The 25,485-nt window shown below is 65.1% G+C and carries 23 protein-coding genes; 9 read left to right on the forward strand and 14 right to left on the reverse strand.

What is annotated here, in order from left to right; all coding sequences use genetic code 11:
* Nucleotides 1-14 precede the first annotated feature (14 nt).
* From NCR37_RS08520 to NCR37_RS08530, 3 genes are all read left to right on the forward strand, one after another.
* The gene (locus NCR37_RS08520) at nt 15-539 is read left to right on the forward strand and encodes a gamma carbonic anhydrase family protein (RefSeq protein ID WP_248320096.1); all 525 of its coding nucleotides are present in this window, start codon (nt 15-17) and stop codon (nt 537-539) included.
* Between the two features lie 60 nt (nt 540-599).
* Entirely contained in the window at nt 600-1,550 is a 951-nt protein-coding gene (gene hslO / locus NCR37_RS08525) for an Hsp33 family molecular chaperone HslO (protein WP_250472615.1), read from the forward strand.
* Nucleotides 1,551-1,698: 148 nt separating this feature from the next.
* Nucleotides 1,699-2,046 (forward strand): hypothetical protein, encoded by a 348-nt coding sequence (locus NCR37_RS08530; RefSeq protein ID WP_250472616.1) that lies wholly within the window; start codon nt 1,699-1,701, stop codon nt 2,044-2,046.
* A gap of 78 nt (nt 2,047-2,124) precedes the next feature.
* On the opposite strand, the gene ftsB is transcribed toward NCR37_RS08530, so the two are convergent.
* From ftsB to NCR37_RS08575, 9 genes are all read right to left on the reverse strand, one after another.
* The gene (ftsB, locus tag NCR37_RS08535) at nt 2,125-2,589 is read right to left on the reverse strand and encodes a cell division protein FtsB (RefSeq protein WP_250472617.1); all 465 of its coding nucleotides are present in this window, start codon (nt 2,587-2,589) and stop codon (nt 2,125-2,127) included.
* Between the two features lie 119 nt (nt 2,590-2,708).
* Nucleotides 2,709-3,992, reverse strand: a complete 1,284-nt coding sequence (gene eno / locus NCR37_RS08540; protein ID WP_250472618.1) for a phosphopyruvate hydratase — start codon at nt 3,990-3,992, stop codon at nt 2,709-2,711.
* Between the two features lie 166 nt (nt 3,993-4,158).
* Nucleotides 4,159-5,013 (reverse strand): 3-deoxy-8-phosphooctulonate synthase, encoded by an 855-nt coding sequence (gene kdsA / locus NCR37_RS08545; protein ID WP_250472619.1) that lies wholly within the window; start codon nt 5,011-5,013, stop codon nt 4,159-4,161.
* On the reverse strand, nt 5,010-6,704 hold the full coding sequence (gene pyrG / locus NCR37_RS08550) for a CTP synthase (RefSeq protein WP_250472620.1): 1,695 nt from the start codon (nt 6,702-6,704) through the stop codon (nt 5,010-5,012). The genes kdsA and pyrG overlap by 4 nt, the downstream gene beginning before the upstream one ends.
* Nucleotides 6,705-6,863: 159 nt before the next feature.
* Nucleotides 6,864-7,667 carry an alpha/beta fold hydrolase gene (locus NCR37_RS08555; protein WP_250472621.1) on the reverse strand — a complete coding sequence of 268 codons (804 nt, stop codon included), beginning with the start codon at nt 7,665-7,667 and terminating at the stop codon, nt 6,864-6,866.
* Nucleotides 7,668-7,695: 28 nt separating this feature from the next.
* Nucleotides 7,696-10,467: a ComEC/Rec2 family competence protein gene (locus NCR37_RS08560; RefSeq protein ID WP_250472622.1), complete on the reverse strand. Its 2,772-nt coding sequence runs from the start codon at nt 10,465-10,467 to the stop codon at nt 7,696-7,698.
* A gap of 60 nt (nt 10,468-10,527) precedes the next feature.
* Nucleotides 10,528-11,316 carry a TatD family hydrolase gene (locus NCR37_RS08565; RefSeq protein ID WP_250472623.1) on the reverse strand — a complete coding sequence of 263 codons (789 nt, stop codon included), beginning with the start codon at nt 11,314-11,316 and terminating at the stop codon, nt 10,528-10,530.
* 22 nt (nt 11,317-11,338) lie between these two features.
* The gene (gene lolD, locus NCR37_RS08570) at nt 11,339-12,052 is read right to left on the reverse strand and encodes a lipoprotein-releasing ABC transporter ATP-binding protein LolD (protein ID WP_175944221.1); all 714 of its coding nucleotides are present in this window, start codon (nt 12,050-12,052) and stop codon (nt 11,339-11,341) included.
* Nucleotides 12,045-13,298: a lipoprotein-releasing ABC transporter permease subunit gene (locus NCR37_RS08575; RefSeq protein WP_250472624.1), complete on the reverse strand. Its 1,254-nt coding sequence runs from the start codon at nt 13,296-13,298 to the stop codon at nt 12,045-12,047. Before NCR37_RS08575 ends, lolD begins: the two co-directional genes overlap by 8 nt.
* Nucleotides 13,299-13,520: 222 nt before the next feature.
* On the opposite strand from NCR37_RS08575, the gene NCR37_RS08580 reads away from it, so the two are divergent.
* The 6 genes from NCR37_RS08580 (at nt 13,521) to NCR37_RS08605 (ending at nt 20,259) form a co-directional block, all read left to right on the forward strand.
* Nucleotides 13,521-14,636 carry a regulator gene (locus NCR37_RS08580; protein ID WP_250472625.1) on the forward strand — a complete coding sequence of 372 codons (1,116 nt, stop codon included), beginning with the start codon at nt 13,521-13,523 and terminating at the stop codon, nt 14,634-14,636.
* A 13-nt stretch (nt 14,637-14,649) separates the two neighbouring features.
* Nucleotides 14,650-16,350 carry a single-stranded-DNA-specific exonuclease RecJ gene (gene recJ, locus NCR37_RS08585; protein ID WP_250472626.1) on the forward strand — a complete coding sequence of 567 codons (1,701 nt, stop codon included), beginning with the start codon at nt 14,650-14,652 and terminating at the stop codon, nt 16,348-16,350.
* A 108-nt stretch (nt 16,351-16,458) separates the two neighbouring features.
* Nucleotides 16,459-16,725: a hypothetical protein gene (locus NCR37_RS08590; RefSeq protein WP_250472844.1), complete on the forward strand. Its 267-nt coding sequence runs from the start codon at nt 16,459-16,461 to the stop codon at nt 16,723-16,725.
* A protein-coding gene (gene prfB, locus NCR37_RS08595) for a peptide chain release factor 2 (protein WP_250472627.1) occupies nt 16,642-17,746 on the forward strand; the annotation gives its coding sequence in 2 pieces (ribosomal slippage) (nt 16,642-16,722 and nt 16,724-17,746; 1,104 coding nt in all). Before NCR37_RS08590 ends, prfB begins: the two co-directional genes overlap by 84 nt.
* Nucleotides 17,747-17,839: 93 nt before the next feature.
* Nucleotides 17,840-19,366 carry a lysine--tRNA ligase gene (gene lysS / locus NCR37_RS08600; protein WP_250472628.1) on the forward strand — a complete coding sequence of 509 codons (1,527 nt, stop codon included), beginning with the start codon at nt 17,840-17,842 and terminating at the stop codon, nt 19,364-19,366.
* 185 nt (nt 19,367-19,551) lie between these two features.
* Nucleotides 19,552-20,259, forward strand: coding sequence for a glycine zipper 2TM domain-containing protein (locus tag NCR37_RS08605; protein ID WP_250472629.1), 708 nt, complete (start codon nt 19,552-19,554; stop codon nt 20,257-20,259).
* A 75-nt stretch (nt 20,260-20,334) separates the two neighbouring features.
* Here NCR37_RS08605 and pssA read toward each other — a convergent pair whose 3' ends face one another.
* From pssA to NCR37_RS08630, 5 genes are all read right to left on the reverse strand, one after another.
* A complete protein-coding gene (pssA, locus tag NCR37_RS08610) occupies nt 20,335-21,201 on the reverse strand; it encodes a CDP-diacylglycerol--serine O-phosphatidyltransferase (RefSeq protein ID WP_250472630.1) in 867 nt (288 codons plus the stop codon).
* Between the two features lie 13 nt (nt 21,202-21,214).
* The gene (locus NCR37_RS08615; protein ID WP_206466618.1) at nt 21,215-21,859 is read right to left on the reverse strand and encodes a phosphatidylserine decarboxylase; all 645 of its coding nucleotides are present in this window, start codon (nt 21,857-21,859) and stop codon (nt 21,215-21,217) included.
* Between the two features lie 106 nt (nt 21,860-21,965).
* Nucleotides 21,966-22,982 (reverse strand): ketol-acid reductoisomerase, encoded by a 1,017-nt coding sequence (gene ilvC / locus NCR37_RS08620; RefSeq protein WP_175944239.1) that lies wholly within the window; start codon nt 22,980-22,982, stop codon nt 21,966-21,968.
* A 68-nt stretch (nt 22,983-23,050) separates the two neighbouring features.
* On the reverse strand, nt 23,051-23,542 hold the full coding sequence (gene ilvN, locus NCR37_RS08625; protein WP_008341906.1) for an acetolactate synthase small subunit: 492 nt from the start codon (nt 23,540-23,542) through the stop codon (nt 23,051-23,053).
* Between the two features lie 109 nt (nt 23,543-23,651).
* On the reverse strand, nt 23,652-25,415 hold the full coding sequence (locus NCR37_RS08630) for an acetolactate synthase 3 catalytic subunit (protein ID WP_206466619.1): 1,764 nt from the start codon (nt 25,413-25,415) through the stop codon (nt 23,652-23,654).
* Between the last annotated feature and the right edge of the window lie 70 nt (nt 25,416-25,485).

Consider the following 25,485-nt stretch of genomic DNA (forward strand, 5'->3'; position numbering starts at 1 on the left):
CCAGAGGAGACACCGTGGCGATCTACAAACTCGGCGACGACGCCCCCACCATTCACGAAAGCGTGTTTCTCGCGGATACCGCGACCATCATCGGCCGCGTCACGCTCGAAGAAAACGCGAGCGTGTGGTTCGGCGCGGCGCTGCGCGGCGATAACGAGCCGATCGTCGTCGGGCGCGGCAGCAACGTGCAGGAAGGCGCGGTGCTGCACGCCGACCCCGGCTTTCCGCTGACGATTGCGGCGAACGTCACGGTCGGCCATCAGGCGATGCTGCACGGCTGCACCATCGGCGAAGGCTCGCTGATCGGGATTCAGGCCGTGGTCTTGAATGGCGCGGTGATCGGCCGCAACTGTCTGGTTGGCGCGGGCGCGATCGTCACCGAAGGCAAGGTTTTTCCCGACAACACGCTGATTCTCGGCGCGCCCGCGAAGGCGGTGCGCGAAATCGGCGAGGCGGATATCGCCCGCATGCGCGCGGCCACGGCGAGTTACGCCGACCGGCGCGAATACTATAAGGCGCAGCTCGTGCGCATCGGCTGAACGGCGGCACTGCGCGAGACGCAGAGCGGCACGTTCCGCCTCAACACCCAAGGAAGAGTTGTGAACGACCAGTTGCAGAAATTCATGTTCAACGCGGCGCCCGTGCGCGGCGAGATCGTTTCCCTGCGCAATACGTGGCAGGAAGTGCTCGCGCGCCGCGCGTACCCGACGGCCGTGCGCAACGTGCTCGGCGAGATGATGGCCGCGTGCGCCCTGCTCTCCGCGAACCTCAAGTTCGACGGCACGCTCATCATGCAGATCTACGGCGACGGTCCGGTGAAGATGCTGGTCGTGCAGTGCAGTTCGAGCCTGACGCTGCGCGCGACGGCCAAGCTCGCGGAAGGCGCGGAAAGCACGCTTCGCGACGACATGCCGCTCGCTGAACTGCTCAACCGCAACGGTCACGGCCGCTGCGTCATCACGCTCGATCCGTCCGACAAGAAGCCCGGCCAGCAGCCGTACCAGGGCATCGTGCCGTTGTCCGGCGAGCACGGACCGCTCGCGTCGATGGCCGAGGTGCTGGAACAGTACATGCATCATTCCGAGCAGCTCGACACGCGCCTGTGGCTCGCCGCGAATACGGACCGCGCCGTCGGCATGCTGCTGCAGAAGCTGCCCGGCGATGGCGGCATCGTCCCGCATCCGGGCGAGCACGACGCCGACACGTGGCAGCGCGTCTGTCATCTCGGCAGCACGCTGTCGAACGAGGAATTGTTGAAGGAAGACCCGGAAACGGTGTTCCGGCGGCTTTTCTGGCAGGAAAACGTGCAGCACTTCGAGCCCGCGCCGGCGCGCTTCCAATGCACGTGTTCGCGGGAGAAGGTCGGCGGCATGCTGAAGATGCTCGGCCGCGAAGAGGTGGACAGCGTGATCGAGGAACGCGGCAGCATCGAGGTGCACTGCGAGTTCTGCAATCAACGCTATGAGTTCGATCCGGTGGACGTTGCGCAACTTTTTGTCGCAAAAGAGCTGTCGCAGGGCGTGAGTCCGGCATCGGGTCAGCGGCACTGATCGCTTCGATGCCTTGTCCGGCGGGCTTCTGCGCGCGCCGGACGCACGCCGGCCGGCCGGAGGAAACGCGCGGCGAGCGGGTTTCGGAGCACGCACCGCGCGCTATGATTGACGCTTGATTAGTTGTCCGACCGGCTGGAGGTCGCAAATGAGAACCGCATCGCAATTGTTGAGACTCTCGTCGTGCGTGGCCGCCGCGCTGCTCGTTACCGGCTGCATGATGGACCCGCCGGGCCCGTCGCCCATCTACAGCCGTCTGCCGAGCACGCCGACGACGGCGCAGCAGACGCTCACGCCCGAAGAGCACATGCAGCGTTACAACGAGATCGACCGGCAGGCGCTGAACGAATCGCAGCAAGCCGCGACTGCCGGCAACAACGCGAAGATGATGTCCGGCTACTACACGCCGCCCATCAGCGTGTACGGCGGGTATTCGAGCGGCGGCTGGGGCGGTCCTTACTGGGGCACGGGCGTCGGCATCGGGACGTGGTGGTAAGCCGCTCGCGCGAGCCGAAAAAAATGGCGCAGTCGATCAAGACTGCGCCATTTTTATTTGCCCGCTGAGTGCCTTAGGTCACCCGCCCGCGCCCTGTTTTTTCTTCGTTTCGGCGGCCTTGTCCTTGCGCGCCTTGCGGTCCAGATCGCGCAACTCCTGCTTCGAACGCGACACCGGATTCGGCACCACGCGCAACGGCGCGGCGGATACCTGCCCGCGCGTCGAGCCGTTCATGCCCGGCACGTTCGCCGAATTCACAGGCGCAGTCGAATTGGGCGCGACGAACTGCACGAACACCTCGCTGTCCTTCACCATGCCCATTTCGTAGCGCGCCCGCTCTTCCACGGCGGCGGTGCCGCTTTGCAGGTCCTGCACTTCGCCTTGCACACGTTCGTTGCGCAGCTTCAGGTTCGTGTTCTTGTCCGTCTGCTGCGCAAGTTGCTGCTGCAATTCATGCACGCGCAGCCAGCCGCCGTGCCCCCACCAGAGCGGGTACTGGATCACCGCCAGCAACAAGACCAGAACGACAGTTACAAGCCGCATTCACGTAGCCGAAATAAGCGCCGCCCTTCGGTCTCGTTCGACACGAGGCCGGGGCGGCGGGCAGAAGATAAGATCAACGTCCTTATCGACTAAAGCGGCAAAAGCTTTAGCGAGGACTTTTAGCGCAAGTTATAAAACGCCGACTTGCCGGGATAGCTTGCGATATCGCCGAGGTCTTCTTCGATACGCAGCAGCTGGTTGTACTTCGAGATGCGGTCGCTGCGCGACAGCGAACCGGTCTTGATCTGGCCGGCGTTCAGACCGACCGCGATATCCGCGATGGTCGAATCTTCCGTCTCGCCCGAGCGGTGCGAGATGACCGCCGTGTAACCCGCGCGCTTGGCCATTTCGATAGCCGCGAAGGTTTCCGTCAGCGTGCCGATCTGGTTGATCTTGATGAGAATCGAGTTCCCGATGCCCCGCTCGATGCCATCCTTCAGGATGCGCGTGTTGGTGACGAAAAGATCGTCGCCGACGAGCTGCACCTTCTTGCCGAGGCGATCGGTCAGCGTCTTCCAGCCGTCCCAGTCGCTTTCGTGCATGCCGTCTTCGATGGAGACGATCGGGAACTTGTCCGCGAGCGTTGCCAGATAGTCGGTGAATTCGCCCGACGACAGTTGCAGGCCTTCGCCCGCGAGCTGGTACTTGCCGTCGTGGTAGAACTCGCTCGCCGCGCAGTCAAGCGCGAGCAGCACGTCTTCGCCCGCGCGGTAGCCGGCTTTCTCGATGGCTTGCAGAATGGTCGACAGGCACTCGTCGTTGCTGCCGAAGTTCGGCGCGAAGCCGCCTTCGTCGCCCACTGCCGTGCTCATGCCGCGATCCGACAAAATTTTCTTCAGCGCATGGAACACTTCCGCGCCGCAACGCAACGCTTCGCGGAACGTCGGCTGGCTGACCGGGACGATCATGAATTCCTGAATGTCCAGGCTATTGTTCGCGTGCGCGCCGCCGTTGACGATGTTCATCATCGGCACGGGCAGCTGCATGGCGCCCGAGCCGCCGAAGTAGCGGTACAGCGGCAAGCCGGCTTCTTCGGCGGCAGCCTTGGCCACGGCCATCGACACGGCGAGCAGCGCGTTGGCGCCGAGGCGCGACTTGTTCTCGGTGCCGTCGAGTTCAAGCAGCGTCTTGTCGAGGAAAGCCTGTTCCGAGGCGTCGAGGCCCATGATGGCTTCGGAGATCTCGGTGTTGATGTGTTCGACTGCCTTCAGCACGCCCTTTCCGCCGTAGCGGCCGGCTTCGCCGTCGCGAAGTTCGATGGCCTCGCGCGAACCCGTGGATGCGCCCGACGGCACTGCGGCCCGGCCCATCGTGCCCGATTCGAGCAACACGTCGCATTCGACGGTCGGATTGCCTCGCGAATCGAGAATCTCGCGGCCGATGATATCTACGATAGCACTCATGGTTTCCTCAAATTGACGATGAATTCTGTCAGTCACGATCGAAGCGGCCAGCCTTCGCTGCGCTGGCCTCGCTTCGTTGGCCTGGCTCAGACCTTCCGGCGCGCGGCCGGTTCACTGCGGCGCTCGTTCGCCCTGTGACGCAGCCCGACAAGCCTGCGCGCGGGCCTTAGTTGAAGTCGTTTTCGAGAAACGGTCCGCTCTTCACCGCACGATCGAGCGCGATCAGCGTGGTCAGCAGCGATTCCATGCGCGCGAGCGGCACCGCGTTCGGACCGTCCGACTTCGCGCACGCCGGATCAGGATGCGTCTCCATGAACAGCCCGGCGACGCCCGTGGCGACGGCCGCGCGCGCCAGCACCGGCACGAACTCGCGCTGGCCGCCCGAGCTCGTGCCCTGCCCGCCCGGCAACTGCACCGAGTGCGTGGCGTCGAACACGACCGGCGCGTTGGTCTCGCGCATGATTGCGAGCGACCGCATGTCCGACACCAGATTGTTATAGCCGAACGACACGCCGCGCTCGCAGGCCATGAAGCGGTCTTCCGAGAGCCCCGCCTCGCGCGCGGCGTCGCGCGCCTTGTCGATCACGTTCTTCATGTCGTGCGGCGCGAGGAACTGGCCCTTCTTGATGTTCACGGGCTTGCCGGAGCGCGCGCACGCGTGGATGAAGTCGGTCTGACGGCACAGGAACGCGGGCGTCTGCAACACGTCCACGACCGACGCGACCGCTTCGATCTCATGTTCGGCGTGCACGTCCGTGAGAACGGGCACGCCGAGCTGCTTCTTCACTTCGCCGAGAATGCGCAAGCCTTCGTCCATGCCGAGGCCGCGAAACGACTTGCCCGAACTGCGGTTCGCCTTGTCGTAAGACGACTTGTAGATGAACGGCACGCCGAGCTTCGCGCAGATTTCCTTCAGCCGGCCTGCGACGTCGATCGTCATACGCTCGGATTCGACGACGCACGTGCCCGCGATCAGGAAGAACGGCTGGTCGAGTCCCGCTTCGAAGTGACAGAGCTTCATGCCTGTGCTCCCGCGGTTGCCGCGACCGGCGCAACCTTCTCGCCGCCCGCCGCGATGCTGTGCGCGCGCGCCGCTTCGACGAACGCCTTGAAGAGCGGATGCCCGTCGCGCGGCGTCGAGGTGAACTCGGGGTGGAACTGCACGCCGACGAACCACGGATGCAGCGACTGCGGCAACTCCATCATCTCGGGCAGGTCCTCGCTCGGCGTACGGGCGCTGATGATAAGACCGCCCGCTTCGAGCTGGGGCACGAAACGGTTATTGACTTCATAACGGTGACGATGACGCTCGTTCACATCCGTGCCGTAGATGCGCTCGGCCATCGTGCCGGGCTTGATCGGGCACTTCTGCGAGCCGAGGCGCATGGTGCCGCCCAGATCCGACTCTTCGCTGCGCTTTTCGATGCGTCCCGCGCGGTCGTACCACTCGGTGATGAGCGCGACGACCGGGTTCGTGGTGCTGGAATCGAACTCGGTGCTGTTCGCGTCCGCGAGGCCGGCGACATCGCGCGCGAACTCGATGACCGCGAGCTGCATGCCGAGGCAGATGCCGAGATATGGCGTCTTTGATTCACGCGCATAGCGGATCGCCTTGATCTTGCCTTCGGTGCCGCGACGGCCGAAACCGCCCGGCACGAGCACGGCGTCGAGGTGCTTCAGGCCATCGGCGCCTTCCGCTTCGATCTGCTCGGAATCGATATATTCGATGTTGACCTTGGTCGACGTATGAATGGCGGCGTGACGCAGCGCCTCGATCAGCGACTTGTACGACTCGGTGAGCTCGACGTACTTGCCGACCATGCCGATGGTCACTTCGTGCTTCGGATTTTCGAGCTTCTCGACGAGGTCCGACCACATCTTCAGGTCGGCGGGCTTCGGCGAGAGCTTCAGTTCGTTGCAGACGATTTCGTCGAGGCCCTGATCGTTGAGCATCTGCGGAATCTTGTAGATGCTGTCCACGTCCCACACCGAAATCACCGCTTCCTCATGCACGTTCGAGAAAAGCGAAATCTTCTGACGCTCGTCGTCCGGAATCGGGCGGTCCGCGCGGCACAGCAGCACGTTCGGATAGATACCGATTTCGCGCAGCTTCTGCACGCTGTGCTGCGTGGGCTTCGTCTTGAGCTCGCCCGCGGTGGCGATGAACGGCACGAGCGTCAGATGCACGAAGCAGGCGCTGTGGCGGCCCATGCGCAGGCTCATCTGACGCGCGGCTTCGAGGAACGGCAGCGATTCGATGTCGCCCACCGTGCCGCCGATCTCGACGATCGCGACATCCGGCTGGCCGCACGTGGCCGCGGCCGCGCCGCGCTCGACGAACGCCTGGATTTCGTTGGTGATGTGCGGAATGACCTGCACCGTCTTGCCGAGATACTCGCCGCGGCGTTCCTTGCGGATCACCGATTCGTAAATCTGGCCCGTGGTGAAGTTGTTGGCCTTGCGCATCTTCGTGCTGATGAAGCGCTCGTAGTGGCCGAGGTCGAGGTCCGTCTCCGCGCCGTCTTCCGTCACGAACACTTCGCCGTGCTGAAACGGGGACATCGTGCCGGGGTCGACGTTGATGTAGGGATCGAGCTTGAGGAGGGTGACTTTCAGACCGCGCGATTCGAGGATCGCGGCGAGGGAGGCGGCGGCAATACCCTTGCCGAGGGAAGAAACTACGCCGCCGGTGACGAATACATATTTGGTCATCGCTAGATGCTCGCGGGAAAAACGGATTATACCGTAAAGGCCGTCCGCGACCCAGCGGCCGGCGCGCCCGAACGCCTCGAGTCGATCCGTTTTTCGGCGCTATTTACCCGCACCATTTCCATCCGCGTTCGACGCGCGACCGCGCCCTTTTGAAGGCGATCAACTCATGGCGTGAAGCAGTCGCCTAATGGCGCGCGCCGTCTCGATGGGCCGCTCCATTGGGAAGAGATGGCTGCCTTCGATCCATTCGAAGTGCCCGCCCGCGACGCGCCGCGTCATGCACAGTCCGACGTGCCGCACTTCGGTGGAATGCGTGCCCGCGACGAAGCCGACCGGCACCGGCGCGCCGTGCGCGAAGCGCGCGCCGAGCGTGTGCGGCAGCGTGCGATAGATCAGGTATTCGACCTGCCGGTCGAAGGCGAGCGCGCGCGTGCCGTCGGCCTGCGTCTGCGGAATGCCGAAGTCGATGTAATCGGCCAGCATGCGCTCGTCCCAGCGCGCGAACGCCGGCTTCGCGCGGAAATGCCGCCACGCTTCGTCGCGGCTCGCCCAGTGCGTGCGGCGCTTTTTCGTCGCGGCCGCGGGCGAGAGGCGTTCGTCGAGTCCGGTCCATTGCGTCGCGCGCAGCAGGCCGCTGCGCCATCCCGCGATGATCGGCGAATCCAGCATCACCACGCCCTTCACCCACTGCGGGCGCTTCTGCGCCGCCATCAGCGAAAGATAGCCGCCGAGCGAATGCCCGACAAGCCACACCTTCGGATGCTTGTCCTGCCGGTAGCGGCTCATGTCGTCGATCAGTTGATCGACGAGATGCGGCCAGTCCTGCGTGACCGGAAAGCGCGGGTCGTGGCCGTATCGTTCGATGCTGCGGATCTCATAGTCGTCCGCGAGTTCGGCGAACACGGTGCGGTAAGTGGACGCCGGAAAGCCGTTCGCGTGCGAGAAATGGATGATGTCCTTCAAGCGGCTCCTCGTTCTTGTCGTATTGTTTTCAGCGCCCGATCCAGTAACGCGCGTGCGTTTCCCGGTAGCGATCGAGCACGATCTCCTCACCCATGTCGATGCGCGCCGCGCCGTCCTCGTCGCTGCGCGTGAGCGCGATGTCGCGCAGCCGGTAGCGCGCGTACACCGTGGGATTCGGATGGTGAAAGCGGTTGCGATAGCCTACCTGAAATACCGCGGCGAGCGGCCCGACCGAATCGAGGAAAGGCTCGGTCGACGAGGTGCGGCTGCCGTGATGCGGCACAATCAGCACGTCGGCGCGCAGCGCGGCAGGATCGCGCGCGAGCAGCGTGCGCTCGACGTCCGCTTCGATATCGGCGGTGAAAAGCGCGGCCCGCCCCGCCGCGTTCGTCACCTTGAGCACGCAAGCCTGGTGATTTGGCGTGCCGGTGAGCGGCCCGGGGTCGGGCCACAGCACGCGGAAGTCCACGCGGTCCCATATCCAGTGCTGGCCGGCGACGCAACGCAGCGTATCGCCGCCGCGCTTGCCGGCATCGGACCACAGCGGATGGCTCGCAGGCAGCGACGCGAGCAGTTGCCGCACCGCGACGGCTTGCAGCACCGCGGGCGCGCCGCCGGCGTGGTCCGAATCGGAATGGCTGACGACGAGCGCATCCAGCGAACGCACGCCCGTTGCAAGCAGATACGGCGCGACGATGCGCTCGCCCGCGTGCGTCGACTCGGGGCCGGGGCCGGCGTCGAAGAGCAGCGTGTGTCGCGCTGTCTCGACGACGAGCGCCGAGCCTTGTCCGATGTCGAGCGCGGTCACGCGAAACGCGCCGTCTGCTACGCCGTTCGTCGCTGGAACGACAAGCGGCAGCCACGTGAGCGGCACGGCGAAGCGCAGCGGCCAGCCGCGCGGCGCAAGCGCCCACGCCGCGCCCGCGAGCGACGCGGCCAGCGCGAACATGCCGGGCTGCGGCAAGCGCCACAGCGACCATGCGGGGCCTGCGTCGGCTAAACGTTCGAGCGCGTCGAAGAGGATGCATAGTGCGCCGTGCGCCAGATGAAGCATCGGTACGTCGAGCGGTGCGGGAAGGATCAGCGCGGCAAGCGTCGCGGGCGTCACGACGAAGCTGATCCACGGAATCGCGAACGCGTTGGAGAGCGGGCCGACGAGCGGTATCTGCGAGAACCAGTAGGCGGTCAACGGCGCGAGTGACAGCGTGACCGCGTATTGGACGCGTGCGCTCGATGCCATGTGCTGCCGCAGCTTAATGGCGGCGCGGCGGCACGCGCTTGTCAGCGACCACGAGCGGTTGCGCGGCAGCGCATCAGCGACGGCTTGGCTCAATGCGCCTTTGTCGGGAGTCACCGGATCACGCACCTTCACGGAGGCGCGGCAGTACGCGAGCGCCAGCGACCACGAGCGCCTGCGCGGCCGCGCATCGGCGACCGCTTGGCTCGATGCGCCTTTGTGGGGAGTCACCGGATCACGCACCCTCACAGCGGCGCGACAGTACGCGAGTGCGAGCAACCACGAGGGCCTGCGCGACGGCGCATCGGCGACGGCCTGGCCCGACGCGACTTCATCCGGAAGCGGCGGATCACGCGCCTCCATGCCCGCGAGCCAGTCGTCGGTGTCATCGGGCGGCGCTTTCTCGGCTTGCCTGCCATACGCCGCGATGGCATGCAGAATCGCCGCCACCGCGACGAACGAGAGCCAGAATCCAGGCGATGTCACCGCCCACGGGTCCGCGATCAACACGAACGCGAGCGCCCACGCGAGCACGAGCGACGCCGCCGGCCGCCGCCCGCCGACGAACGCGACGGCGAAGACGGCGAGCGTCCACAAGGTGCGCTGCGCGGGCACGTTGAAGCCCGCGAGCGCGGCATAGAACGCCGCGAACGACGCCGCGCCGAGCGCCGCCACTTTCGGCGCCGCGACGACGAGCGGCGCAGGCACGCCACGCAAGCGGATGCGCTTCCAGATAAAGCCACAGATGAACGCCGCAAGCCCCGCGACGAAGCCGATATGCAGGCCCGAGATTGCAACGAGATGGCTCGTGCCAGTCGCCCGCAGAATCGCCCAGTCGGCATCGCTCACGGAATCCTGCGCGCCCACGGCCAGCGCGACGACGATCCCGTGATGCGGCGCATTCGCGAGCACGGACTCGATGCGCTGCCGGATGCGCGCGCGCCAACGGTCGATAGTGAGCCACGGTCCGATCGCATCGCCGCGAACGCGTCGCGCAGGCCGGCTGGCGGACACCGAGCCGGTCGCGCGAATGCCGCGTTCGAGCAAACTCACTTCGCCATCGCGCAACGAGAAGTTTGCGTTGGCATGCGCGCGCTTGAGCCGCGCCGTAAGCGTCCAGCGTTGACCCGCCACGACCGCAGGCAGCGCTGCGGGCACCGAAAGCAGCCTCACGATGCGCGGAAAATCGCGCAAGCCCGCGCCGTTCGACTCGACTTCGAAGAGAAAGCGCGTGCCTTCCGCTTGCGGCTCAGGCAGACCGCGCACGAAGCCGGTCAGTTCGATATCGCGCTGCTCGAACTCGACCGGCAAGCGCTGCTGCAATCGCACTTCGGCGCGCAGGGCGGCATAGGCGAAGCCGATTGCAGCGGCTGCAATCGCGAAAGCCACAATGCGCCCTCGCCCGCGCCGGATCAAGCCGACGCCCGCTGCCACGCAAAGAATCGCGATACATGCCGCCCACCCGCCGACACCCGGCAACGCGGCCTGTTGCTGCAACCACGCGACGCCCAATGCAAAACACAGCAACACCGCCCGCACGCCTATGCTCTCTTCTTTCGTCACGCAAAACACATCCGCCCGGATCAAAAATCAGTGATCCGAAGCGAATGCAACCGTGAACGATTATGAAGCCGCGAGTGCCAGCCGGGGCAGCGCGGCGTGCGCGTTAGCCGTTGTGCCTAGTGAAAGCGCGTCTTCGCCGATGCCTCGCAGTTGCGCCAGCACCTTCGCAATGCCCGCGACCTGATCCGGCGTGTTGCGGCCCTTGTAGCGCCAGGCGGGCGCAATGTCGGGCGCGTCGGTTTCGAGCACGATGGCATCGAGCGGAAGGTCCGCCGCAAGCCGTCTGATCTGCCGTGCCCGCTCGAACGTCAGATTGCCGCCGAAACCGAGCCGCATGCCCTGGGCGATGAATGCCTCGGCCTGCTGGAAGCTGCCGTTGAACGCATGGGCGATGCCGCAATGAATGTCGTGCACGCGCAGGCCTTTCAGCACCTTGTCCTGCGACTTGCGCACGTGGCAAATCACCGGCAGTTGAAACTCGCGGGCGAGCTTCAGTTGCTCGTAGTAGAAGAACTGCTGGCGGGCATCGTCGAGCATCGGCACGAAATAATCGAGCCCGATCTCGCCGATGCCGACGAAGCGCGGATCGTCCATGCTCGCTGCGATCTGCTCGCGCAGCACGCGCAGGTCGTCCTCGGTGGCGCGTGGCGTGAAAAGCGGATGGATGCCGAGCGCATACGCGCCGCCTTCGATGCGATGCGCCAACGCGCGCACCGTATCGAAGTTCGACCGCTCGACGCCCGGAATCACGATGCGCGTCACCGCCGCATCGAGGGCCGCACGCGCCACGGCGTCGCGGTCCGCGTCGAACTCGGAGGCATCGAGGTGACAGTGCGTGTCGATCCACATGGCGTCCTCCGAAACGCGGCGCTTAAACCGGCACCGGCGGCTCTTCGTGCAGCACGCCGTCGCGCAGACGCATGATGCGGTCGCAGCGCGCGGCAAGATCGGGATCGTGCGTGACGATCACGAAGCTCGTCTCCAGCGTCTGTGAAAGCTCCAGCATCAAATTGAAGACCGTGTCGGCAGTGCCGCCGTCGAGATTGCCGGTCGGCTCGTCGGCGAGCACGCACGCCGGACGCGTGACGAGCGCCCGCGCGATCGCGACGCGTTGCCGCTCGCCGCCCGACAATGCGCCCGGCCGATGCTTCGCGCGATGCCCGATGCCGACGCGCTCCAGCATGCCCATCGCTTCCTTGCGCGCGGCGTCCTCGCTCATGCGGCGAATGCGCAGCGGCATCGCGACGTTATCGAGCGCGGTGAACTCGGGCAGCAGATGATGAAACTGGTACACGAAGCCGAGCGCGCGGTTGCGCAGTTCGTTGCGCTCTTTTTCCTTCAGTTCGGTGAACGGCTTGCCGAGCAGCGACACCTTGCCCGCGCTCGGCTCGTCGAGGCCTCCGAGCACATGCAAGAGCGTGCTCTTGCCGGAACCCGACGCGCCGACGATCGCGAGCTTCTCGCCGCGATAGACGTCGAGTTGCGCGTTGTCGAGCACCTGCACGTTCGAGCCGCCCTGCACGAAGGTCTTCGAAATCGCCGACGCCTGCAGCACGAGGTTGTTTGCCGGAATCAGGTCACTCATAGCGCAGCGCCTCCGCCGGACGAACCTTCGCGCCGCGCCAGCTCGGATAGAGCGTCGCGAGCGACGACAACAAAAATGCGATGACGCCGATCTTCATGACATCGCCCGGCACGAGCTCGGACGGCAACTCGCTGATGAAGTACACCGACGGCGGCAGGAACTGCACGCCGAGCAGATGCTCGATCATCGGCACGAGCCACGGAATGCTCCACGCGATCAGGCAGCCGAGCGACACGCCGAGCGCCGTGCCGATAAAGCCGATGGTCACGCCCTGCACCACGAATATCTTCATGATCGAGCCGGGCTGCGCGCCGAGCGTGCGCAAAATGGCGATATCGGCCTGCTTGTCGGTGACGGTCATGACGAGCGACGACACCAGATTGAACGCCGCCACCGCGATGATCAGCGTGAGAATGATGAACATCATGCGCTTTTCGATCTGCACGGCGGAGAACCAGGTCTTGTTCTGCTGCGTCCAGTCGCGGATATAGAGTTCGCCAGAAAGCGTGTGCGACAGTTGCCGCGCGACTTCGGGCGCGCGTTGCATGTCTTTCAGGCGCAGGCGCACGCCGGTCGGCGCGGGCAGGCGAAAGAGCGCCTGCGCGTCGCGGATAGAAATGAGCGCGAGCGTCGAATCGTATTCGTAGTGGCCGGATTCGAAGATGCCGACCACCGTGAACTGCTTCAGGCGCGGCATCATGCCCGCGGGCGTGATGGTGCCTTCGGGCGCGACGAGCGTGATCTTGTCGCCGGTCATGACGCCGAGGTTGGTCGCGAGATCGGCGCCGAGCACGATGCCGAATTCGCCGGGCACGAGGTCCGCGAGCTTGCCCGCGCGCATCTCCTTGCCGATATCCGACACTTCCGGCTCCAGCGTGGGCTCGACGCCGCGCAACGCGACGCCGCTCACCGCGCCTTGCCGCGTGAGCAGCGCTTGCGCTTCGACATAGGGCGCCGCGCCCACCACTTCGGGATTGCGCCTGGCTTCCTGCGCGGTCAGTTGCCAGTTGGGCATGGAGCCGGTCGGCGAGAATATCTCGACGTGCGCGAGCACCGAGAGCATGCGGTCGCGCACTTCCTTCTGAAAGCCGTTCATGACCGAGAGCACGACGATCAGCGCGGCGACGCCGAGCGCGATGCCCGCCATCGACACGAGCGCGATGAATGAGATGAAGCCGTTGCCTGTAGTGCGTTTGCTGGCGCGCGTGTAGCGCCAGCCGATCTGCCATTCGTACGGAAGTTTCAAGCGAATCCTTGTGTCTGGTGTTGCTGCGTTGCTGTACGACGGCGCGTGACGGATGCCGCGGTAAATCGCCCCGTAAACGCGGCGCATGACACGTCCATTCGCCGCGCGCCGCGAAATTTGCGAAAGTTTGCCACACCTCAGGTCGGCGCCGTAACAAGCGTGGTTCGTGCAGCGCTTTGCGCATCGCGCCCGCGCCGATGACGCCTGCCGCTTTGGCCTACAATGCCGACCATCATGCCCGTTCCCGACCTTCACCTTCTGCTGCCGTTCGCCCTGCCCTCGGCGGCGGACGCCGCAACCGCGCTGCACGGACTGGAAAGCGCGGCGCTCGACAGGCTGCTCGCCCGCGCGACGCTGGAAGAACGCGTCATCGGCGAAGACTTTCAGCGCACGCTGCCGCACGAGCGCTGGATCGCGCAACGCTTCGGCATCGTGTCGCCGAACGCGGGCCAACGTTATGCCGACGACGCGCCGCTCGCGCCCTTCATGCTTTTAGCCGATGGCGGCGATCCGGGCGCGGCGGACGGTGCCAACGCGGCGCTTTGGGCGTGCATCGAGCCGGTTCATGTGCGCATCGCGCACGATCATCTCGTGTTGATCGATCCTGCCACGCTCGGCGTGCGCACCGAAGAAGCGCGCGCGCTGCTGCACACCGCGCGGCCGGTTATCGAAGACCTGGGGCTAGCGTTGCAGGCGCCCACGCCGCTGCGCTGGTACGTATCGGGCGATGCGCTCGGCGCGCTCGCGGGCGCGTCGCCGTTGCGCGCGGCGGGACGCAACATCGAAATCTGGCTGCCGCACGAAGCCCGCACCGGCGAACGCTCACGCCCGTGGATGAAGCTGCAGAACGAAGTGCAGATGGCATGGTTCGAACATCCGTTGAACGTCGAGCGCGAATCGCGCGGCCTGCCGCCCATCAATTCGATTTGGCTGCATGGGCAAGGCGCGCTGCGCCCGGTCACGCGCCCGTTCGCCGCCGTGATGTCCGATGCCGCCGCCACGCGCGGCCTCGCGCTCGCTTCGGGCGTGAAGCCGTGGACGCCGCCGGAGTCGTTTGCAGCGCTCCCGAAAGACGGCGGCGAAGGCGCGACCCTCGTCGAACTGGACCCCTTCTCCGCGCCGTTCATCGAGCAGGACTGGGCGCGCTGGAACGCCGCGCTGAAGACGCTCGAAGACGCGTGGTTCGCGCCGGCGCTCGATGCGCTATCGAGCGGTTCGCTCAAGCGCCTGCGTCTCACGCTATGCGGCGATACCGGCTCGGTCACGCTGTCGGTCACGCGCGGCGACTTGCGCAAGTTCTGGCGCCGCCGGCCGATCGCGGCGCTTCTCATCGAATAAAGGCTCTTCCCGCATGACGCGAATCGTTACCCGCGCCTCGTCCCCCGCCGACGCCGAAGCCCTGATGCGCCACGGCCTGCATCCCGTGATCGCGCGGCTCTACGCGGCGCGCGGCGTCACCTCGCCGGACGAAATCGAAACCGAGTTGAAGCGCCTGCACGCGCCGGTCGGCCTGAAGGGTTGCGACGCCGCCGCCGCCGTGCTTGCCGATGCGCTCGCGGCCGGCAAGCGCATGCTCGTCGTCGCGGACTACGACTGCGACGGCGCGACGGCCTGCGCGGTTGCCGTGCGCGGCCTGCGCATGTTCGGCGCGACCATCGACTATCTCGTGCCGAACCGCTTCGAATACGGCTACGGGCTGACGCCGGAGATCGTCGAACTGGCCGCGCGCTCGCCGCTCGGCGCGCCTGACTTGCTGATTACCGTCGATAACGGCATCGCGAGCGTCGAGGGCGTCGCGGCGGCCAACGCGCTCGGCATCGACGTCGTCGTGACCGACCATCACCTGCCCGGCGACGAACTGCCGGCCGCCCGCGCGATCGTCAATCCGAATCAGCCGGGTTGCGGCTTTCCGAGCAAATGCATCGCGGGCGTCGGCGTGATGTTCTACGTGCTGCTCGCGCTGCGTGCCGAACTGCGCCGGCGCGGCGCGTACGAAAGCACGCCGGAGCCGCGTCTGGACGGCTTGCTCGATCTCGTCGCGCTCGGCACCGTGGCCGATGTCGTGAAGCTCGACTGCAACAACCGGATTCTCGTCGCGCAGGGTCTGAAGCGCATCCGCGCGGGCCGTATGCAGCCGGGCATCGCCGCGTTGTTCCGCGCGGCGGGCCGCGACGCGCGCGCCGCGTCGGGCTTCGATCTCGGCTTCGCGCTCGGGCCGCGCCTGAACGCGGCGGGACGGCTCTCGGACATGTCGCTCGGCATCGAATGCTTGACGACCGACGACATCGGCCGCGCATGGGAACTCGCGCAGCAGCTCGACGCGATGAACCGCGAGCGGCGCGAAATCGAAGCTGGCATGCAGCAGCAGGCGCTCGCCGAACTGCAATCGTTCGATGCCGGCGAGCGCGCCACCCTCACGCTCTATGACGCGAGCTGGCATCAGGGCGTGATCGGCATCGTCGCGGGGCGGCTGAAGGAGCGCTTTCATCGGCCGTCGTTCACCTTCGCGCACGCCGACGACGCCGGCACGCTCTCGAAAGGCTCCGGCCGCTCCATTCCCGGCTTCCATCTGCGCGATGCCGTCGATCTCATCAGCAAGCGCGAGCCCGGTCTGATCCACAAGTTCGGCGGCCACGCGATGGCGGCGGGTCTCACGCTCGCCACCGCCGACATTCCGCGCTTCACCGACGCGTTCGAAGCGGTCGGCCGCGAGTGGCTGACCGCCGACGCGCTCTCGCGCACCATCGAGACGGACGGCGAGCTGGAGGACGCGTATTTCACGCCGCAATTCATCGAACTGCTCGACGCGGCGGTTTGGGGACAGGGCTTTCCCGCGCCGACGTTTTCGGGCGAATTCGACGTCGCGTCGCAATCGCTCGTGAAAGACAAACACCTGAAGCTGCAATTGATGCGCGGCCGTCAGCGTTTCAACGCGATCTGGTTCAATCACGCCGATCCGCTGCCGCCCCGCGCGACCGTCGCATATCGGCTCGTCAGCGATTCGTGGAACGGCGTGGCGCGCGTGCAGCTGATCGTCGAGCACGCGGCTTGAGGCAGCATTCGCCGCATTGTCGTTTTCGGCGCGCGTCTTTGTTAATCAGCCGACCGCGCCACATCAACTGCGCGCTTTGAGAGTTCGTCAGCGCGCAGAAAATCGAAGATGCGTTCGTCAACCCGAAAATCGGCGCTACGCCGGCCGATGCTGAGAAGTACATCGCGGCGCTCGAAGCGCCTGCGCACGGACTTTGAAGCGCGCAGCGTCCCGTGCCACGGCGTGCGCCAGCGCGGGAAAAGCGTGTCGATCGGCTATAATTTGACCTTTTTACGAAGCCGAAGATCGACAATGGAAGCAGAACGTCTCAACGCGATCGAAAGCCTTCTGGCCGACCTGCGCCGCCGCGCGGGCGAGCTACGGGGGTATCTTTGACTACGACGCCAAGTCCGCGCGTCTAGCCGAAGTCAACAAGGAACTCGAAGACCCGAACGTCTGGAACGACTCGAAGAACGCGCAGGCGCTCGGTCGTGAAAAGAAGCTGCTCGACGGCGTGGTTTCGACGCTCTCCGCCCTCGACAACGATCTGCGCGACGCCGAAGAACTCTTCGAGATGGCGCGCGAAGAAGGCGACGAAGACACGCTCGTCGCCTGCGAATCCGACGCCGACGCACTGAAAGCGCGCGTCGAAGACATGGAGTTCCGCCGGATGTTCTCGAATCCGGCCGATCCGAACAACTGCTTCATCGACATTCAGGCGGGCGCGGGCGGCACCGAGGCGTGCGACTGGGCGTCCATGCTGCTGCGCCAGTATCTGCGCTACTGCGAGCGCAAGGGCTTCAAGACCGAAGTGCTCGAAGAATCCGAAGGCGACGTCGCCGGCATCAAGAGCGCGACGATCAAGGTCGAAGGCGAATACGCGTACGGCTATCTGCGCACCGAAACCGGCATTCACCGGCTCGTGCGCAAGTCGCCGTTCGATTCGTCGGGCGGGCGGCACACGTCGTTCTCCTCGGTGTTCGTGTATCCGGAAATCGACGACTCCATCGAGATCGAAATCAATCCGGCCGATATTCGCACGGACACGTATCGCGCATCGGGCGCGGGCGGCCAGCACATCAACAAGACGGATTCCGCCGTGCGTCTCACGCACGCGCCGACCGGCATTGTCGTGCAGTGCCAGAACGACCGCTCGCAGCACCGCAACCGCGCTGAAGCCATGCAGATGCTCAAGGCGCGTCTGTACGAATTCGAAATGCGCAAGCGTCAGGCGGAGCAGGACAAGCTCGAATCCAGCAAGACGGACGTGGGCTGGGGCCACCAAATCCGCTCCTACGTGCTCGACCAGAGCCGCGTGAAGGACCTGCGCACCAACGTCGAAATGAGCAACACGCGCGCCGTGCTCGACGGCGACCTCGACGACTTCATCAGCGCGAGCCTGAAACAGGGCGTTTAAGTCTTCGAGCGGCGCGGCTTCCGGTCGCGCCGCCTTCGTTTCATCCGCCGCGCATTTGCCGCACATCCGCAGCATCACAAGCCAAGAATCATCATGACCGAACCGACTCAGACGAGCGCCGCTCCCGAACTGGAAGACAACCAGATCATCGCCGAGCGCCGCGACAAGCTGCGCTCGCTGCGTGAGCAAGGCGTCGCCTATCCGAACGATTTCCGCCCGACGCATCAGGCGGCCGCGCTGCAAAGCGACTACGCCGAGACCGACAAGGAGACGCTGGAAGCGAATCCCCTGCCCGTCGCGCTCGCGGGCCGCATGATGCTCAAGCGCGTGATGGGCAAGGCGAGCTTCGCGACGGTTCAGGACGGCAGCGGTCAGATTCAGTTCTTCGTGACGCCCGCCGATGTTGGCGCGGAAGTCTACGAGGCGTTCAAGAAGTGGGATCTGGGCGACATCATCGCCGCCAAGGGCGTGCTGTTTCGCACCAACAAGGGCGAACTGTCGGTGCGCTGCACGGAACTGCGGCTCTTGTCGAAGGCGCTGCGTCCGCTGCCGGACAAGTTCCACGGCCTCGCCGATCAGGAAATGCGCTATCGCCAGCGTTACGTCGATCTGATCGTCACGCCGGAGTCGCGCAAGACGTTCGTGGCGCGCACGAAGGCCGTCACGTCGATCCGCAACTTCATGGCGCAAGCGAACTTCATGGAAGTCGAGACGCCGATGCTGCATCCCATTCCGGGCGGCGCGGCGGCCAAGCCCTTCGTCACGCACCACAACGCGCTCGACATGCAAATGTTCCTGCGCATCGCGCCGGAGCTTTACCTGAAGCGGCTGATCGTCGGCGGCTTCGAGCGCGTGTTCGAGATCAATCGTAATTTCCGGAACGAAGGCGTGTCGCCGCGCCACAACCCGGAATTCACGATGATGGAGTTCTACGCGGCCTACACGGATTACCGCTGGCTCATGGACTTCACCGAACAACTGATCCGTCAGGCCGCCGTCGACGCGCTCGGCACCGCGACCATCACGTATCAGGGGCGCGAGCTGGATTTGTCGAAGCCGTTCCATCGCCTGACCATCAATCAGGCGATTCAGAAGTACGCGCCGCAGTACACCGACGCGCAGCTTGCCGACGCCGTGTTTCTCCGCGCGGAGCTGAAGAAGTTCGGCGTCGATACGACGCAGCCCGCTTTCCTGAACGCCGGCATCGGCGCGCTGCAACTCGCGCTCTTCGAAGAGACCGCGGAATCGCAGTTGTGGGAACCGACGTATATCGTCGACTATCCGGTGGAAGTGTCGCCGCTCGCGCGTGCGTCGGATTCGGTGCCGGGCATCACGGAACGCTTCGAGCTGTTCATCACGGGCCGCGAGATCGCGAACGGCTTCTCCGAACTGAACGATCCGGAAGATCAGGCCGCGCGCTTTCAGAAGCAGGTCGACCAGAAAGACGCGGGCGACGAGGAAGCGATGTACTTCGACGCCGACTATATTCGCGCGCTCGAATACGGCATGCCGCCGACGGGCGGCTGCGGAATCGGCATCGACCGTCTGGTGATGCTGCTGACCGATAGCCCGAGCATCCGCGACGTGATTCTGTTCCCGCATCTTCGTCGCGAAGACTGAGCGGGCGAAGTGGTTCGTGTCCGGTGAAAAGCGCGTCCTTCGGGGCGCGCTTTTTTTCGCCCGTCACGGCTGGCATCCAACGTGCTTCTGCTGAGAAAAACGCGGTTACAACCTGAAAAAGCGCCGATGCGGCATCTGCGCCAGAATTGATGCTATCGGCACTTCGCCTCGAACGGAGGTCAAACATGGACAACGGGACCAATAACATCACGCCCACGCCCGGCGCGGGCGAGCCGCGCCGCCTGCATCCGCTGGTCGCGACGGCTGCGGGCGCGGTCATCGTCGCGAGCCTCGCGGCTACGGCCGCCGTGACCGGGATTTTCCCCGGCGCGCATAGCAATTCCGCGCAGAACGCGCAGACGCAGGCCGCCGCGGTCGCGCAGCAACAACCGGTGGTCGCGCCCGCCGCGCCGCCGGCCGCGCAGCCGATGGCCGCGCAAACCGCGCCCGCGCCTGCGCCCGCGCCGCAGACCGCGACCCAGCCGGTGCAGCAAGCGCCTGTACAACAGCCCGCGCAACCGTCGTACGCACAGCAGCCGCCGCAACACCCCGCCTATTGCTCGACGTGCGGCACCGTCGAAGCCGTCTCCGCCGTGCGTCGCGAAGGGCACGGGACGGGCATCGGCGCGGTCGGTGGCGCAGTGGCGGGCGGCGTCGTCGGCAACCAGTTCGGACGCGGCGGCGGCCGCACCGCCATGACGCTGCTCGGCGCGCTCGGCGGCGGGCTCGCGGGCAATTCGGTCGAGAAGCACCTGCGCAGCGAAACCGATTATTCGGTGCGGGTGCGGATGGAAAACGGCAAGACGCGCTATTTCACCTACCATCAGCAGCCGCCGTTCGCGCAGGGACAGCATGTGCGCGTGCATAACGGCACGCTGGTCGACGCAGGGTAACAGGCCGACCGCCTCATGCAAAAAGGGCGACGGGTTTCGCGACCCGTCGCCCTTTTTGTATCGGGCAAATCTACGCTAGTGATCCCGTTGCGAGCTGCGCGCGGGATTCGGCCTGCCGCGCATGGCCATGTACGCCCACCAGACGTAGCCCGAGAAGCCGTACAGCACGAACAGGCAGAACAGCATGACGGGCGGATCAGACGAAACGAGCACGAACGCCACGACGACCAGCAATACGCCCGCGAACGGCACCCGATAACGCACATCGAGCGCCTTGCCGCTGTAGAACGGCGCGTTCGACACCATCGTGACGCCCGCGTAGACGGTCAGCGCGAACGCGACCCACGGCAGCCACACGAGCTTGAGCGGCACGCGATTGTCCGTGGCGAGCCACACGAAGCCGGCGATCAGCGCGGCAGCCGCCGGACTCGGCAAGCCCTGGAAATAGCGCTTGTCGACCACGCCGACGTTCGTATTGAAGCGCGCGAGCCGCAACGCCGCGCCCGAGCAGTAAACGAACGCCGCGAGCCAGCCCCAGCGCCCGAGGTCCTTCAGCACCCATTCGTACATGACGAGCGCCGGCGCGACGCCGAACGACACCATGTCCGACAGGCTGTCGAACTGCTCGCCGAATGCGCTCTGCGTATGCGTCATGCGCGCGACGCGGCCGTCCATGCCGTCGAGCACCATCGCGACGAAAATGGCGATGGCCGCGATCTCGAAGCGCACGTTCATCGCCTGGACCACGGCGAAAAAGCCGCAAAACAGCGCCGCCGTGGTGAACGCGTTGGGCAGCAGATAGATGCCGCGCTTTCTTAGGAATTGCTGCCGCTTCGCGCGCCGCGTTTCCACGGCGCCGACGTCTTGCGCCGCCTTGTTGCGACGGAACGCGCGCGGCGGCGCTCCGTTCATGCGGTTCCGGCGCGGTTTGATTGCCGCCATCGACGCCTCCGCGTTATTCCGCGAACTCGGCGAGAATCGTCGACGAGGCGGACACCTTCTCGCCGATCGCCACGCGCGGCCGGCTGCCCACCGGCAGATACACGTCGACGCGCGAACCGAAGCGGATGAAGCCGTAGCGTTGACCGCGCGTGAGCGGCTCGCCCGCGTGGACGTAGCAGAGAATGCGCCGCGCGATCAGTCCGGCGATCTGCACCGACGTCACCGTATGCCCGGTCGCGGTCTGCAGCACGATGGCATTGCGCTCGTTCTCGGTCGATGCCTTGTCGACGGCCGCGTTCAGATACGCGCCCGGGAAATACTGCACCTTGGTGATCGCGCCATCGACCGGCGAACGCTGCGAGTGCACGTTGAACACGTTCATGAACACGCTGATCTTCAGCGCCTCGCGGCCCGCGTACGGATCGTGCGCGGTTTCCACCGCGACGATGCGCCCGTCCGCCGGACACAGCACGGCATTGGCCTGCGTGGGAATGGGACGCGGCGGATCGCGGAAGAACTGGACGACGAAAATCACGATCAGCCAGAAGATCCAGGCGAAGCCGAAGCCGCCGATCGCCTGCACGAGAATGGCAACGACGGCCGCGATGGCGATAAACGGCCAGCCTTCGCGGGCAATGATCGGATGGGGATAGTTCATGAACGAGGTCTGTGTTTTTTAAAACCCGTAGGATAGCAAAAGCCGCCCTCGGCACAGCGGCTTCGGGCGGCTTTCATGACAGCAAGAACCGTGACGCGCGAAAAACTTAGTTCTTCGACTGGTCGACGAGCTTGTTCTTGGCGATCCACGGCATCATGGCGCGCAGTTTCTCGCCGACCTGCTCGATCTGGTGCTCGGCCGTCAGGCGGCGGCGCGATTGCAGCGTCGGCGCGCCGGCGCGGTTCTCGATGATGAAGCTCTTCGCGTATTCGCCGGTCTGGATGTCCTTCAGCACGGCCTTCATCGCCTTCTTCGTCTCTTCGGTGACGATGCGCGGACCCGTCACGTACTCGCCGTACTCGGCGTTGTTGGAGATCGAGTAGTTCATGTTGGCGATGCCGCCTTCATAGATCAGGTCGACGATCAGCTTCAGTTCGTGCAGGCACTCGAAGTACGCCATTTCCGGCGCGTAGCCCGCTTCCACCAGCGTTTCGAACCCGGCCTTGATCAGGTCGACCGTGCCGCCGCACAGCACCGCCTGCTCGCCGAAGAGATCGGTTTCGGTCTCTTCACGGAAGTTCGTCTCGATGATGCCCGCGCGGCCGCCGCCGTTGGCCACCGCGTACGAGAGCGCCACGTCGCGCGCCGAGCCGGTCTTGTCCTGCGCGACCGCGATCAGGTGCGGCACGCCGCCGCCTTGCGTGTACGTGTTGCGCACCGTGTGACCCGGCGCCTTCGGCGCGATCATGATGACGTCGAGATCGGCGCGCGGAATCACCTGGCCGTAGTGCACGTTGAAGCCGTGCGCGAACGCGAGCGCCGCGCCGTTCTTGATGTTCGCGTGGACTTCCTTCGCGTACACCTCGGCGATCTGCTCGTCGGGCAGCAGCATCATCACGACGTCGGCGCCCTTCACCGCTTCGGCCACTTCCTTGACCGGCAGACCGGCGTTCTCGGCCTTGCTCCACGAAGCGCCGCCCTTGCGCAGGCCGACCGTCACGTTCACGCCGCTTTCCTTCAGGTTCAGCGCGTGAGCATGGCCTTGCGAGCCATAACCGATGATGGTGACTTGCTTGCCCTTGATGAGGGAGAGGTCGGCGTCTTTGTCGTAGAAAACTTTCATGGTGGTTCCTTGAGTCCTGGGTCTGTCTCCGCGCGAAGCAGAGGAAATGAGTCGAGTTGCGTGTGGTGCTACACCTTCAGGATGCGCTCGCCCCGGCCGATGCCGGAACTGCCCGTGCGAACCGTCTCCAGAATCGCCGTGGCGTCGAGCGCCTGAATGAACGCGTCGAGCTTGTCGGAGGCGCCCGTCAGTTCCATGGTGTAGGTCTTTTCGGTCACGTCGATGATGCGGCCGCGGAAGATATCCGCCATCCGCTTCATCTCTTCGCGTTCCTTGCCGACTGCCCTTACCTTGATGAGCATCAGCTCGCGCTCGATGTGGGCGCCCTCTGTCAGGTCGACCACTTTCACCACCTCGATCAGGCGGTTCAGGTGCTTCGTGATCTGTTCGATCACGTCGTCCGAGCCAATGGAAACGATGGTCAGCCGCGACAGCGAACTGTCTTCGGTCGGCGCCACCGTCAGCGTTTCGATGTTGTAGCCGCGCGCGGAGAAGAGCCCGACGACACGCGATAACGCGCCCGGCTCGTTTTCCAGCAGTACGGAGATGATGTGTTTCATGTGCGTGTTTCCCGAAATGTCCAGAAAAAGCGTTCGTCCGAAAAACCCGCGCGCGGCGCTCGTCCTTTGTGGAGACGGGCGCGCACGAGCCTCGCGTGACAAAGCCGCGTTATAGATCCTCGGAGCCGAGCAGCATTTCCGTGATGCCCTTGCCTGCCTGCACCATCGGGAATACGTTTTCGGTCGGATCGGTCTGGAAGTCGAGGAACACGGTGCGATCTTTCAGACGCAGCGCTTCCTTGAGCGCCGGTTCGACGTCCGCGGTCTTTTCGACGCGAATGCCGACGTGGCCGTACGCTTCGGCGAGCTTCACGAAGTCGGGCAGCGCGTCCATGTACGAACTGGAATAGCGCTTCTTGTATTCGATCTGCTGCCACTGGCGAACCATGCCGAGATAGCGGTTGTTGAGCGAGATGATCTTGACCGGCGTGTTGTACTGCTTGCAGGTCGAGAGCTCCTGAATGCACATCTGGATGGAGCCTTCGCCCGTGATGCAGACCACGTCCTCGTCCGGATACGCCATCTTCACGCCCATCGCGGCCGGCAGGCCGAAGCCCATGGTGCCGAGGCCGCCCGAGTTGATCCAGCGGCGCGGCTTGTTGAACGGATAGAACTGCGCCGCCCACATCTGATGCTGGCCGACATCCGAACACACGAAGGCGTTGCCGTCCGTCAGCTCGGCGAGCTTCTCGACGACATACTGCGGCTTGATGATCTCGCTCTTGCGGTCGTAGGCGAGGCAGTCTTTCGAGCGCCAGCCTTCGATCTCGTCCCACCACGACTTGAGCGCGGCCGTGTCCGGCCCGTGCTCCGCGTGCTGAAGCTGCTCGATCAGCTCCTTCAGGACTTCCTTCACGTCGCCGACGATCGGGATATCGACCTTCACGCGCTTCGAGATGGACGAGGGATCGACGTCGATATGGATGATCTTGCGCGGCGACGAAGCGAAGTGCTTCGGGTCGCCGATCACGCGGTCGTCGAAGCGCGCGCCGATGGCGATCAGCACGTCGCAGTGCTGCATGGCCATGTTGGCTTCGTAGGTGCCGTGCATGCCGAGCATGCCGAGAAACTTCTTGTCGCTCGCGCGATAGCCGCCGAGGCCCATCAGCGTATTCGTGACGGGATAGCCGAGCAGATCGGCGAACTGGTTCAGTTCGCGCGATGCGTCCGCGAGAATGATGCCGCCGCCGGTGTAGATATACGGTCGTTTCGCCGACAACAGCAGCTGCACCGCCTTGCGGATCTGCCCGGAGTGGCCCTTCGTGACCGGGTTGTACGAGCGCAGCGACACGCTCTTGACCGGCTCGTAGCGGCACGGCGCTTTCGACACGTCTTTCGGAATGTCGATCAGCACCGGGCCGGGACGTCCCGTGCGCGCGATATAGAAGGCTTTCTTGACGGTGGCGGCGAGGTCGCGCACGTCCTTCACGAGGAAGTTGTGCTTGACGCAGGGCCGCGTGATGCCGACGGTGTCGCATTCCTGGAACGCGTCGAGGCCGATGGCCGCGGTGGGCACCTGCCCGCTGATGACGACGAGCGGAATGGAATCCATATAGGCCGTGGCGATGCCGGTGACGGCATTGGTGACGCCCGGGCCCGAAGTCACGAGGCACACGCCCACCTTGCCGGTCGAGCGCGAATACGCGTCGGCGGCGTGCACGGCGGCCTGCTCGTGGCGCACGAGAATGTGCTGAATCTGGTCCTGCTTGTACAGCTCGTCGTAGATGTAGAGTACCGAGCCGCCGGGATAGCCCCACACGAACTCGACGTTTTCGTCGGCGAGCGCGCGCATGAGCACGGTCGCGCCGATGGAATCGGCTTCGTGAGAGGGAGTGGTATCCGACGTGGAGAATTCCGCGCTAGGCATGTTCATTCATCACCTTTCGAATTTTCGGCAAAAAATTGATCGGGTGCTCTCTGCCGGGCTTGTGGCTCGGGTTCAA

Source organism: Caballeronia sp. GAFFF1 (genome assembly GCF_023630705.1).
In the GTDB taxonomy this organism is placed as follows: Bacteria; Pseudomonadota; Gammaproteobacteria; order Burkholderiales; family Burkholderiaceae; genus Caballeronia.